We start from the raw sequence: 12824 nt of genomic DNA, 5'->3' as shown, positions 1-12824 counted from the left end.
ATCCTTTATGAAATATGATTAAGAGGGTTGAACGGCCCGGTGTATCAGGCCGCTCTGTCATCAGGATGCTTTAAAAAGATCGATGTGATAGCAGCTGGCGTTGAGCAGGTAATCACGAGAAACGGTTATCTCTGTACTGAGCGCCGCCAGATCGATATCCACCAACTTGCCCGCACGTTTACGAAGCTGGCCGGCCACCATCACGGTATCCACATCAGACCGCTCTATCGCCTGCACGACGGTACCAATGACGTTGGTTACCGGGAAAACAGCGGCTCCGCTGGTGCGAACCATGATAATGTCGGCCTGCTTGCCTGGCGTAAGGGTGCCAATCTGGTCCTCCAAACCGGCCGCACGCGCGCCATTAACCGTTGCCGCTTTCAGGACGTCCTCGGCCGTGATGGGAGACGGCACATTGTCCTCACCACGGAAGCGACGGTAGCGCATAGCCGATCGCTGTTGCCCGAACAGAGCATGCATTTCCCCGAACATATCGCTGCCAAAGGCAGTATCAAGGTCAATGCCCAGTGCCGGGGTCAAGCCGCGATCGACAGCCTGCTGGTAGGCAAAACTTTCATCGTCGAAGCCAAATAGCGCATCCGACCGTGGATTGACCGTGATGTTCACTCCTGAATCGGCCAGGAGCTTCCACGTATCCTGAGGAACCCTTGAACAGTGGTTGAAGATGTTATGTGTGCCCAGTACGCCCGGCGTGGCAAACTCAGGGCCGAGATTGGCGAGATCGCCGATGAATTCGGTCAGAATGCGCATGTCGAGTTTGCGCGCGACCTTCCACCAGTCAAGATTGAGCTGACCAAACAGACCAACGTGCACCAGGCTGTCATTTGTATTCCAGCTTCGCGACAGCCGCTCCAAATCCGCAGGCAAATGCGCCGACGAAGCTTCTTTATCCATTGCTGCACCGACCATATGTAACGCACGGATGCCGCTTTCCTTTAGAGCATCTAATGCTGCATCAGTATGCTCGGGGCTGCGCGAGTTGTGGCAGGCATCAATGATGGTAGTAATACCAGCGTCCAGTGAGGCAAGTGCCGTGAGCCTGGTACTCAGGTACATGTCCAGAGGACGATAATGTTTGCCCAGTTTCTCTGCGACCACATCAATGTAAGCAAAAAGATCGTCGACATTTGGCATCATGCGGCGCATCACGCCAAGCCACATATGGTGGTGAGCATCCACCAGGCCGGGCATTACAATATGGTCAGTTGCATCGATCACCTGGGCATCATCCGCCTGCAGATCCGGACCCACTGCTGCGATACGGTCGCCATGGACGAGAACATCGCCCACGGAGAGGTTGGGAATATCGGCATCCAGAGTAAGGATGATGCCGCCTTTAAAAAGAGTGCGCGTCGTTGTCATTTCGTATTCCTCAGGGTTAAGTGATGCCGTTCGTTGCGAGGTTTGCCCAGCCGGAGACAGGTAAAATAGCGCCCGGCAACGAATTGGCTGACACAATAGGTTGCGCACCATTTTTGATAAAGGTAGTTTTATGCAAATTATATTTGAATAAATTCAAAGGTGAGTCTCTATGAGTTTTGACGGAAGGCTTCTGTCAGGATTGAGCGTGTTGGCCGCAGTTGTCGAGGCGGGTAGTTTCAGTCGCGCTGGCGAGGTGCTGGGACTGTCCGCTTCTGGCGTGAGCAGATCGATAGATCGTCTTGAAGAGAGGCTCGGAGTGCGCTTGCTAAACCGTACGACGCGTACGATGAACCTGACGAACGAAGGCCGGGCTTTGTATGAGCGCGCCTCGCCACACCTTGAAGGTATTGAAGTTGCGGCAAGCTACGTATCCGGTGCCGCCATTGCTGTACGAGGATCATTACGGGTCAGCGTTAATCCAATCTTCGCTCGTTATATTTTGGCCCCGAAACTGCCTCTTTTGCGCGAACGTCACCCGGAACTGGAACTTACAGTAGTGCAGCAGCCTGACGTGGGGGATCTTGTGACGGAGGGTATAGATGTTGCGGTGCGTTTCGGGCCGCAACTCCCCTCAACTATTTCTTCGAAATTGCTCTTTCAAACGCGCGTACTCACTGTGGCATCACCGGCATATCTGAAACGGCATGGTAGACCTGCGCATCCTGAAGAACTAGTCACGCATGAGTGTATTCAGTATATCGATCCTCGCCGCGGGAAACCGTTTGAGTGGGAATTCCGTCGCGATCGCGAAGTACTGGCTATTGATACTCACGGTCATTTGACGACAACCGATGTAGATCTGATGGTGCAATCCTGCGTAAGTGGTGTTGGTATTGCCCAGGTACTTTCACTCAGCGTCACGCAATTGATCGCTGACGGAATGCTGGTCGAACTTTTTCCGGAATGGCCAGGCGAAACCTATCCGCTGTATATCACGCGGCCATCTCGTCGACTGCCCCCCGCTGCTGTCGAAGCCTTTATGGAATTTTGCGCTGAAATTTGCGCAAATCATGAAGCGAACTGAAAAAAACTATCAGCTGTTGGACGTACTTTAGCGACGAGCAGCTGATAGCCTCAGCGATACTCACGAAATTTGTCTGTTCACAAACATGACCCCATTCATTTATTCCTTATTCGATATTATTTACTCTGCCTCAACATGTACGCTGATATTCAGCCGTTTTGCTTCCATGGATATCATTTTTTGGGCAAGAACCATATTGCCGCCATGTACTTGATCTATTAAGTGTTGAACAAGAGTCATCATCAAATAATCCTTATTAGCCGGATAAAATTCGGTCATATCAATCCCGCTATCCTGCAGCTGCTGGTGCGTAGATCTCTCTGTTTCAGCAACTATTTCGGCTACTCTGGCCTGCATCTTGTCGATTTGCTCAAATACAATACGGTTTATGATTTCGATTTGTTCTGGCTTTAAGTCCTTTTCCATCATTACCTCTCATAAAATTTTGTAGCTTAGAAAATTTGGATTATGACAAACCTAATATAAGTATAGGAAGTGAGTCTTCATTCATCATTCAGCAGTATCATAGGTACGACGGAACGATTAATGCCGCACAATGATATACCGCCAGTCTACCCTCTCCATAATCAGCAAGATCGGTCAGGATTTTGGCCGTTCGGTGAGGCAAAGTAGGTCATCAGGAGGATGCAATGAACGATGCAATCAAAACGGCTTACCGCGAGCGCTTCACGACGGTGTGCGACTATATCGCCCAACATCTCGATGAACCGCTTACGCTGGAGTTGCTCAGCGCGTTAGCCTGCTGTTCGCCTTATCATTTTCACCGGCAGTTCCTGGCGTTTAGCGGCCAGCCTTTGTATCGCTATATTCAGTGGTTGCGCCTGCGTCATGCGTCCTGGCGACTGGCGTTTAATCCTCAGGATAAGGTGATTGATATTGCGCTCGATGCCGGGTTCCAGAGCCCTGAATCGTTCAGTCGCGCCTTCAGAAACGCGTTTGGAAAAAGCCCGCGTCAGTTTCGGCAGCAGCCGGACTGGCTGAACTGGCACCAGCGCGTACCGAAAATGACCTTCCAGGAGCAAAAAACGATGGAAATTAAAATTGTTGATTTCCCACAGATCCAAGTGGCAATGCTGCAGCACCGTGGTAGCCCGGATCGGGTTAATGACAGCGCGGCGAAATTTATTGCATGGCGTAAAACCACGGGCTTATCGCCAGTACACGAAAGCAGCACGTTTGGCATTGCCTGGGATGACCCGGCAACCACACCCGCAGACGCCTTTCGTTTCGATATCTGCGGCAGTATCTCTGAAGCGATACCAGAAAATGAATTCGGGGTTTGCAGTGGCGAAATCGACGGCGGACGTTACGCTGTTGGCCGTCACACGGGGTCTCTGGATACCATTTCCGCCACGGTGTGGGCGATGTTTCGCGACTGGCTACCGGCCAGCGGCGAAACGCTGCGCGATGCCCCGGTATTTTTCCACTACCTCAACTTTATTCACGAAGTGCCGGAACATGCGCTGCAAACCGATATCTACCTGCCGTTAAAGTGACTATCTCTTATTGACCGCCATTTCTGCCGGGCGGCACAGCGCTTGCCCGGCCTACGGTTCCCTGTCAGCCTGCGCCAGCGTTTGCAGCTCATCCTTAAGCCAGCGCGTTGCGCCCCGCTGGCCGCTGCGTTTATGCGAGTAAATTTTCACTTCAAACGTGCGTATCGAAAACGGTAAAGGAAAAATCCTCAGGTCCGCTGCCGCAGCCAGCTTCTCAGCGGCAAAACGGGGGATTGCCATCAGCAGGTCGCTTTCGGCAACGATAAACGGCGCGCTCAGCATCGACGGCGTTTTGATCGCGATTTGTCGGGTATAGCCCAGTTGTTCCAGCCGCACGTCCAGAACGCCCTGCTTCTCATTCCATGGCGTCACCACCAGATGACGGGCCGCGAGATAATCCTCCAGCGTCAGACGCGTCCGGCGCGCGTTGCCGATGACCACATACTCATCTTCAAACCAGTCGATCTCTTCCAGCTCCGGGTGCCGGATATCATCCTGAGTGCTGAAACCCAGCGCGAGATCCACTTCGCCCGCCAGCAGTTCCGTCAGCGCCGGGCTGTGCGGCAGATAGCGCAATTCGAAACGCAAACCCGGGGCAGCAAGCTGCAGTTTGTGCATCAGCGCCGGGAAAATGCACAGCGCGGTAAAGTCCGTAATCCCAATTTGTAAGCTTTCGGTACTGCTGGCCGGGTCAAACTCCGGCTGCGGGGTCAGCTCATGATTGAGGAACGACAATGCGGAAGCAATGGAAGGCGCAAGCTGAGAGGCATACACGCTGGGGGACATGCGATGCCCTTCCCGAAAAAAGAGCGGGTCATTAAGGGTGATGCGCAAACGCGACAGCGCATGGCTCAGTGCCGATGTGCTCATCGCCAGCTCATCAGCGGCCAGCCGAACGGAACGATGGCGGTAAATCGCGTCGAAAACGGGCAGCAGGTTTAAATCAAGACGCCTCAGTACCGGATGCATAATATTCATCTTTTGTTGATTTCATTGCACTTAATTCTTCGGACAATACTCCGTATGCTTAACGCCATCAATCGAAACACAGGCTAAAACACAGGGAAAATAATGAGCATCACCATTCGTCAGGCCCGCCCCGAAGATGCGGCGGCGATATACGCCATGATCTACGAGCTGGCGGTGTATGAAAAAGCGCCGGAAGAAGTGGTTACCACGCCGGAGGAGATCCGCGAAACGCTCTTTGGCGCAGGCACAAAAACCGAAGCGTTGATCGCGGAGTGTGAAGGCAAGACTGCCGGCTATGCCGTGTTCTTCACCAGCTATTCGACCTGGCTCGGACGCAACGGGATTTACATGGAAGACCTGTACGTATCCCCGGAGTATCGCGGTAAAGGCGCGGGAAGAGCGCTGCTGAAACATATCGCGCAGCTCGCGGTAAAACGGCAGTGCGGCCGCCTTGAATGGAGCGTGCTGGACTGGAACCAGCCCGCGATTGATTTTTACCTGAGCATAGGCGCGCTGCCGCAGTCCGAATGGGTTCGCTATCGTCTTGATGGCGACGCGCTGCTGAAATTTGCCGAATAACGACACGTGGTACCCGAGATGATCCCGCCCCGCGGGGTCGCTCTGTCCTGCCTTGATCCCGTCTCAACAGATGATGAATTTATGCTACCCTTCCATAAATTTCATAAACATATTGCAGAACGCCATGACGACAGCCCCTTTTATCCGACCACAACTTTCCCTGCCAGACGGTGCCGACAGGCTGCTGTTGCACTCCTGCTGCGCCCCCTGCTCGGGTGAAGTGATGGAGGCTATCCAGGCTTCGGGGATTGACTACACGATTTTCTTCTACAACCCCAATATCCATCCACAAAAGGAATACCTCATTCGGAAGGAGGAGAATATTCGCTTTGCGGAAAAACACGGCGTGCCGTTTGTTGATGCCGATTACGACACCGATAACTGGTTTGAGCGTGCAAAAGGCATGGAATGGGAACCCGAGCGCGGCGTCCGCTGCACCATGTGCTTCGATATGCGTTTCGAGCGTACGGCGCTCTATGCGGCAGAAAATGGATTCCGCGTCATCAGCAGCTCGCTGGGGATCTCCCGCTGGAAAAACATGCAGCAGATAAATGACTGCGGCCAGCGTGCTGCCGCGCGCTATCCGGGTATGGTTTACTGGGACTATAACTGGCGTAAACAGGGCGGCTCCTCTCGCATGATTGAGATCAGCAAGCGGGAGCAGTTTTACCAGCAGGAATACTGCGGGTGCGTTTATTCGCTCAGGGACAGTAACCTGCATCGTAAGTCTCAGGGCCGCCCGCTGATTCGCATAGGGAAACTGTATTACGGTCAGGATGACAATGAAAAATAACGGGCTCCCGGTATAGAGATATATCCGAAAACAGCCCTGACGTGTACCGAATTTAGCCTAACGTCTCCCACATCCACAAAGAGCGGCTATCCTTTAATAATCAACAAAAGGAGGCAAAAATGTCTGATTTCGGTACTGATAAAAACACCCAGTTTGCTGAAGATAAAGCTAAAAATAAATTTGACGAGCTTACAGGTTCAGCGCAGCAGCAGTTTGGTGAATTCGTTGATTCACCAAAGCATCAGGTAAAAGGTGCGGCCAGAAAATATGCCGCGCAGGCCAGCGATGCCGTTTCCGACGTCACTGAAGCTGTCAGAAATAACCCCCTCACCGGCCTCGTCGCAGCGGGTGCGGTCGGTATTGTTCTCGGCCTTCTGCTGGGTCGAAAATAATAAAAGGCCCTTCGGGGCTTTATTTTTCTTAGCTAAACATTCTGACCATGCGGTCTAACTCCTCCTCTTTCACGGCACGCGATAAATAATACCCCTGAAAGTTTTTGACGCCCAGCGCGACTAATTTTTCAAACTTTTCTTCACTATCAACCCCCTCGGCAATACAGTCCGTTCCGGTCATGTCGCTATAAATCTGTAGCGCTTTAATCAGGTTATAGTCATTGTCGTTTGCCACAAAATGCTCAACGATGTCGCGATCCAGCTTGAGTCCATCAAAATGCACCTGCCGCACCGGGAACATGGTTTGATGGTTAGAGAAGCAGTCATCCAGAAACAATCGACACCCCGTATTACGCAAGTGCCGCATGGTTTCAGGGATCCTTTTGTCCTTCGTCACGTCAATATCTTCAGCAAATTCAAATACCAGCTTTTCGGCCCACTGCGGCTTGAGCAGCATGTCGATAGCTTTCTTTGCCATATCAGGCAATGCATTTCCGGAAGCCAGACGAGGCGGAATATTCACAGAAAAATAGTATTTTCCATTATACTTATTAATCCCTGACACGGCGGCATGGATGACTAACGCCGTTATTTTCAACCATATTTCATGATTTGAAATATCCGTGAGAAAACTGGCCGGCTTGACAATTTTACCGTTTTTATTCCAGCGGATCAGTATCTCAAAGCCTACGCCCTTTTTGTCACGATCGGTAATGATCTGATAAGCGGGGAAGATCTCTTTTTTATATAATGCATTAAAAATTTCTGATTCTTCATCCGTAAAATCCGTATTTTGGTTCCGCCGCTTGATACGTCTTTCCGCGCTGAAATTGTGCGAATCGTTTAGCCACCGCTTAATTAAGCGTAATTTCAGCACGCCTTCCTTACGGTGGGTATAAACCGTTTTATTAGAAAGCCCCATTTCGTCGCACATTTCTTTTACGGACATGCCGCGGTAGAAATTTAATAAAACGTCAATTTCTCTTTTTGTTAGCCACTTTACGGTTTCTTGCGAAGAATTATCCTTGTAGCGATCGCGTAATACGTACGAACGATCTTTAAAAACATGATGGTGTGTATGAATACAGGTTATGACATCTGAAACGCGGGCCAGTCGAATCAATGATAATTGATAGCTATTATTTAAAAGCGTGCCCAGGGTGCGATATAGCCAGCCATCCGGCAGGTCGCCATACAGGGTGACGCGTCGAATAACGGGAAGTGCATTGAGTACGGACGCCAGTCTCTTCAGGCTCTCCAGGAGACTGACGATACCTTTTCCGAGAAACACCACAATATGAGCATTCTGATTTATAAGGATATTTTCAAGATCCTGTTGGGATACCTCATCCCCGTCAAAGTGAATATGCGAAGCCTGTATTCCGTACTGGTTAAGGATCAGACGATATCCCTGGAACGTAAAACCGCAGGCGGAGATGACAAATTTATGTTCATCGCACGCCTCATTTCTGAGAGAAATTGTGTGGGTCATAAACTGCTCCTGGGCACTGAGGCACCATTTCCATTTGTGAATACGTAAAATTTAACGCACCTGTTATAAACATTAATTTTACAGTACAGCCTCAGGGTAAGAAACAGTTATCCGCTGAACTCACAGGAACATCTTTGCGTTAATCACCGTCGTTTAAATATACTTTTCTTTGCAAATAACAACGGCAAATATCTTATTCTCAGGGTATAATGAAAATTCCGAAAAAGAAGAGTGGACACTTCATCTATCGGCTCATTCAAATACGAGAAAAATGCTATGGATAATCACATCTCATCCAGGGCCTTGCTACATCGAAGGGATGTTATAAAGAACAATCCGCGATTCGGTGAGGCAATATTAGAGCACTACACAATTAATGACACCATCTACAAAAAACAACCTTTGTTCTACAAGACAATGCTGCAGGAATCACGGTTTAACATTATCCTCTCCATGTGTTGTTTTATTTTTGGAAATCAGGCCGAGTCAGTTTCAGAGATTAAAGAGTTATGCTCTCGCTATAAAATAGCCAGCCCCAACAGCGTGATTGCGATCATTACGATACTGAGAACCACCGGGCGCATCAGGACCTGGCGCTGCACGGATGACCGACGCAAAACGAGAATCGCGCCAACCGAAAAAGGCTTGAATGAACTTAAGCGTTATATGTCCGGCGCTTTTTTGCCCGTCAGCATTCTTTATCCGGCATTTAATATTAATGTTAACCTGCTGGATAATGATATTTTGAGAAACAACTTTTTCCGCCGCGCGGCTGAATATCTTTTTCGGGGATTAACGTTCAGAAAGGTGTTGCCTGAGGTGGGATTATTTATCGATAAAGATGGCGGCCGTATGATTATGCTTTATATCTATCTGCAGGCCATGAAAAATAAATCCGCTCACGGTGCGGTCATTGACTATTCAGCCAGCACGCTCGCAAAGGAATTTTTTGTTTCGCGCATCCACGTCAACCGAATTGTCAAGTCGGCACAAGAGGCGGGTTATCTTAAAGATCGTGGTGATGGTCGGATGTCGATATACCCGGCGTTTATCGACCTTGTCGAAAATTATGCCGGTTTATATTTTGCGTATGTTACGCATTACATCAACGTTGTGCCTAAAGAGCGACGCCACGCTCACAACGTGACGTCAACCGTATAATCCAGCAGGCGTTCGGAGTTCCGAACGCCATTTCCCTATCGTTCCCGCAGCGCCTCTTTTGCCTTGTTCAGCGGTTTCAACAGATAATCCAGAATGGTTTTGCTGCCGGTTTTAATATCAACGGTGGCAATCATGCCCGGAAAGACCGGAAATTCCTGACCCTGCTTATTGGTCAGATGGTTACTGTCGGTACGGATATAGACGCGATAGTAATAGACATCCCTTTTCACCTCATCCTGCAGGGTGTCCGGCGAAATCATCGTCACTTCCCCTTCCAGCCCGCCGTAAATGGAGTAGTCATAGGCCGTAATTTTCACCAGCGCTTTCTGGCCGGGATGAATAAACGCCACATCGCGCGGCGAGATTTTCGCTTCGACCACCATCTGATCGTCAAGCGGGACAAGGCTCATTAGCTTGCCGTTCGGCGGGATAACGCCTCCCACGGTCGTGACGTCAATATCCTTCACGATCCCGCGAACCGGGGCATTGAAGGTCAGTCGGGTCAGGGAGTCCTCACGCCCTTTCATCACCGAACGCTGGGCCTCAATCTCCGCATTGGCTTTCGCCAGCTCCTCACGGGCGCGAACGTAATACTGGTTTTTCATCTCGGTGATTTTATTCTCAAGCTCATTTTTTTGACGCTCAAGACGTAACACCTCAACCTTGCTGGCCGCCCCCTGGGTCACCAGTGGACGAGTTAACGACAGCTCGCGCTGCACCAGCTCGGCGCCCTGACGCAAGCCGGCCAGCCCTTTTTCGAGACTTTCACGACGGGACTGGTAGAGCGCCGTTTCCTGTTTGACCAGCTCAACGTCGTCATCCAGCTCCTCCGGAAACGCGAGCCCCGTGTCGTTCACCTCGGCCTTCAGGCGCGCAGCGGTTGCCAGCGCCGCATTCAGGCGAGACTCGCTCTCCAGCACGCTCGACTCGGTTTTTGTCCGGTCAAGCTGCGCGAGCTTCTGCCCGCGTTCCACGATATCGCCTTCGCGCACCATCAGGCTGTGGATGATGCCGCCTTCCAGAGACTGGATGACCTGCTCATGCGAAGACGGTATGACCTTGCCACTGCCGGTCGTCACTTCATCCAGATGGAACAGGCTTGCCCAGGCGATAAACACCGCCAGCAGCGCGAACAGGGACCATGCCACCAGCGACGAGCGCGGCAGGCGCGGCTCCTTCAGTCGGCTATTGAAACGAGAGAAATCATTCATGCCGCGCCCTCCTCGACAACCGCCGCTGGCTTCATGGTCACGGTGCGCTGCGCGGCTTTCTGCGGCGCCATACCGTGCTGGTGCAGGATCGCATCGCGCGGGCCGTCCATCACCACCTTGCCGTTTTCCAGCACGATGATGCGGTCGACCAGGTCCAGGATCGGCAGGCGATGCGTCGCCACGACCAGCGTCCGGCGTTTACCCAGCCATTTGTGAAGATGCTGAATAAACTGCTTCTCGCTCATTTCGTCCAGCCAGGCCGTAGGCTCATCCAGCAGCAGGATAGTCGGCGAGGTAATCAGGGCTCGCGCCAGCAGCAGCGCCTGACGCTGTCCGCCGGAGAGGCCAGCCCCGCCCTCGTTGATGATGTAGTTCAGCCCCATTTTCTGCTTGCGCACAAACTCCAGCGCGCCGCTGTTGACCAGCGCCTGATGAATCTCATCGTCGGTGGCTAACGGGTTCCCCATCAGGATGTTGTCCCGCACGGAGCCAAAGAACAGCCGGGCCTGCTGGCTGAGCAGCTGCATGTCGCGGCGCAGGTCGGCCGGGTCCAGATGATTGAGGGCGATATCGTCGAGCAGGATGCTGCCCTGCTGCGGCTCCTGCATGCCCGCCAGCAGCTGCAGCAGCGTGCTTTTACCGGAGCCGTTGCGCCCAAGCACCGCCACGCGCTCTCCGGCGCGGATCTGCAGCTTGCCGATATTGAGCACGGTGAGTTTTTCTTCCTCGTCGTAATAAAACCCGACGTCCTCAAGCGCATAGTCGCCGCGCAGGTGGGCTTTATGCACCTTCTTGCCGTGCTGCGGATCGTCAATCGGGCGCTGCATCAGGTCGTCCAGCCCCTTGCGGGCCACTTTTGCCGACTGCCAGCGCGACAGCACGCCTGAGATCTGCGACAGCGGCGCGATGGTGCGCGACGCCAGAATCGAGGTTCCCACCAGCGCACCGGTAGTCATGTCGCCGCTGATGACCAGGTAACAGCCCACCAGCAGCACCACCGCGTAGACGATGGACTGCACCTCCTGAGTCCAGGTCAGCAGTAACCCCGTCAGCCAGCGCTGCTTCATGCCGACGCTGGCGGCAACGTCGTTGGTGTTATTCCACTGGTTCTGGAAACGCTGCTCGGCGCGCATCAGCTTGATGTCTTCAATGCCCTGCACCGCTTCCACCAGCGTGGCGTTACGGATGGCGGATTCACGCATCCCTTCGCTGGAGAGTTTCCCCAGCGGGCGCTGCACCAGCAGGCCGGGGATGAGCAGCAGCGGCACGGCGAGCAGGACCACCAGCACCAGCGGCCCGCCAATCATCCACAGAATAAAGACGAACAGCAGGAAGAACGGCAGGTCGGAAATCGCCGCAATGGTGGTCGAGGTAATGAGCTCGCGCACCGACTCCAGCTCGCGGATCTGGGCGATAAAGGATCCGGTTGATTTGGAGCGCGCGCCGTTTTTAATCCGCAGCGCGTGGGCAAACACGCGTTCAGAGATGCGCAGGTCGGCGCGTTTCCCCACCACGTCAGAAATATGCACGCGCAGCATGCGCATGATGAATTCGAACACGATGGCGATCATCACGCCGCCAAACAGCACCCACAGCGTGGCTTCCGACTGCGATGGCACCACCCTGTCGTACACCTGCATGGAGAAGACCATGCCGGAGAGCGCCAGCACGTTGGCCACCAGCGCCACCAGCATAATGTCGCTATAGCGTCGCCAGTCCTTCAGCGCCAGCTGCCAGAACCAGTTTTTCTCATAGGGTTTGATGTAGTCGTCCACGCGGGCATCCGGCGTGGATTCGAGCGGGCGCAACACCATCAGCCCCTTTAACCGCGCCCCGAGTTCGTCACGCGTCAGCGTCGTCTCCAGCCCCGCGTCGCCGCTAAACTGCAGGCTGACGTTGCCTTCGCTGTCCATGCGGTTAATGACCGCGATTTGTCCGCCGGTGAATTCCGCCAGCAGCGGCAGGCGCCACGGATCGAGGGATACCGCTTCAGCCGCCACCATACGCATCCCCAGCCCAAGCTGGCGCGCCATCTCCTCCAGCACCAGCTGGCGCGGAGACTGGCTTTCATGGTTAATCGTGACCCGAACATGCTCCGCCGAAAAGTCCAGCCGGTAGTGTTTCGCGATGATGAGCATGCCCTGCAGCCAGGGTTCGTACTGTGGATGTGTCTTCATAATGCTACGTCCTGTCCAGAGCGGTAATTTCGCACTGAAATGATACCTTTACGGAATGATTAAAAA

The 12824-nt window shown here is 52.8% G+C and carries 12 protein-coding genes; 6 read left to right on the top strand and 6 right to left on the bottom strand.

What is annotated here, in order from left to right:
* Positions 1–60: 60 nt before the first annotated feature.
* The gene (locus tag IM317_RS04830) at positions 61–1383 is read right to left on the bottom strand and encodes an amidohydrolase family protein (RefSeq protein WP_033145491.1); all 1323 of its coding nucleotides are present in this window, start codon (positions 1381–1383) and stop codon (positions 61–63) included.
* Between the two features lie 169 nt (positions 1384–1552).
* On the opposite strand from IM317_RS04830, the gene IM317_RS04825 reads away from it, so the two are divergent.
* Complete coding sequence (locus IM317_RS04825) at positions 1553–2467, top strand: LysR family transcriptional regulator (protein ID WP_033145490.1); 915 nt, start codon at positions 1553–1555, stop codon at positions 2465–2467.
* Between the two features lie 120 nt (positions 2468–2587).
* Here the strand turns inward: IM317_RS04825 and IM317_RS04820 are convergent, their stop codons facing one another.
* Complete coding sequence (locus tag IM317_RS04820; protein WP_033145489.1) at positions 2588–2893, bottom strand: hypothetical protein; 306 nt, start codon at positions 2891–2893, stop codon at positions 2588–2590.
* Between the two features lie 224 nt (positions 2894–3117).
* Here IM317_RS04820 and IM317_RS04815 point away from each other — a divergent pair, with 224 nt between their 5' ends.
* Positions 3118–3984 carry a GyrI-like domain-containing protein gene (locus IM317_RS04815; RefSeq protein WP_033145488.1) on the top strand — a complete coding sequence of 289 codons (867 nt, stop codon included), beginning with the start codon at positions 3118–3120 and terminating at the stop codon, positions 3982–3984.
* Between the two features lie 51 nt (positions 3985–4035).
* Here IM317_RS04815 and IM317_RS04810 read toward each other — a convergent pair whose 3' ends face one another.
* Positions 4036–4962 carry a LysR family transcriptional regulator gene (locus tag IM317_RS04810; protein WP_033145487.1) on the bottom strand — a complete coding sequence of 309 codons (927 nt, stop codon included), beginning with the start codon at positions 4960–4962 and terminating at the stop codon, positions 4036–4038.
* Positions 4963–5055: 93 nt separating this feature from the next.
* On the opposite strand from IM317_RS04810, the gene IM317_RS04805 reads away from it, so the two are divergent.
* The 3 genes from IM317_RS04805 (at position 5056) to IM317_RS04795 (ending at position 6717) form a co-directional block, all read left to right on the top strand.
* Positions 5056–5532, top strand: a complete 477-nt coding sequence (locus IM317_RS04805; protein ID WP_033145486.1) for a GNAT family N-acetyltransferase — start codon at positions 5056–5058, stop codon at positions 5530–5532.
* A 124-nt stretch (positions 5533–5656) separates the two neighbouring features.
* A complete protein-coding gene (locus tag IM317_RS04800; RefSeq protein WP_045142955.1) occupies positions 5657–6325 on the top strand; it encodes an epoxyqueuosine reductase QueH in 669 nt (222 codons plus the stop codon).
* Positions 6326–6444: 119 nt separating this feature from the next.
* Positions 6445–6717 carry a YqjD family protein gene (locus IM317_RS04795; RefSeq protein ID WP_033145484.1) on the top strand — a complete coding sequence of 91 codons (273 nt, stop codon included), beginning with the start codon at positions 6445–6447 and terminating at the stop codon, positions 6715–6717.
* A 28-nt stretch (positions 6718–6745) separates the two neighbouring features.
* On the opposite strand, the gene IM317_RS04790 is transcribed toward IM317_RS04795, so the two are convergent.
* Complete coding sequence (locus IM317_RS04790; RefSeq protein ID WP_033145483.1) at positions 6746–8209, bottom strand: EAL domain-containing protein; 1464 nt, start codon at positions 8207–8209, stop codon at positions 6746–6748.
* Positions 8210–8485: 276 nt separating this feature from the next.
* On the opposite strand from IM317_RS04790, the gene IM317_RS04785 reads away from it, so the two are divergent.
* Positions 8486–9370, top strand: coding sequence for a hypothetical protein (locus IM317_RS04785; protein WP_033145482.1), 885 nt, complete (start codon positions 8486–8488; stop codon positions 9368–9370).
* A gap of 35 nt (positions 9371–9405) precedes the next feature.
* Here IM317_RS04785 and IM317_RS04780 read toward each other — a convergent pair whose 3' ends face one another.
* Both IM317_RS04780 and IM317_RS04775 read right to left on the bottom strand, forming a co-directional pair.
* Entirely contained in the window at positions 9406–10581 is a 1176-nt protein-coding gene (locus IM317_RS04780) for an HlyD family type I secretion periplasmic adaptor subunit (RefSeq protein ID WP_033145481.1), read from the bottom strand.
* Positions 10578–12758 (bottom strand): type I secretion system permease/ATPase, encoded by a 2181-nt coding sequence (locus IM317_RS04775; RefSeq protein ID WP_033145480.1) that lies wholly within the window; start codon positions 12756–12758, stop codon positions 10578–10580. Before IM317_RS04775 ends, IM317_RS04780 begins: the two co-directional genes overlap by 4 nt.
* Positions 12759–12824: the final 66 nt, after the last annotated feature.

This window comes from Enterobacter cloacae complex sp. S3, assembly GCF_014930495.1.
Classification (GTDB): Bacteria; Pseudomonadota; Gammaproteobacteria; order Enterobacterales; family Enterobacteriaceae; genus Enterobacter; species Enterobacter asburiae_B.
Note: the sequence above shows the minus strand (reverse complement) of the source record. Positions and strands in the feature narration are given on the sequence as shown.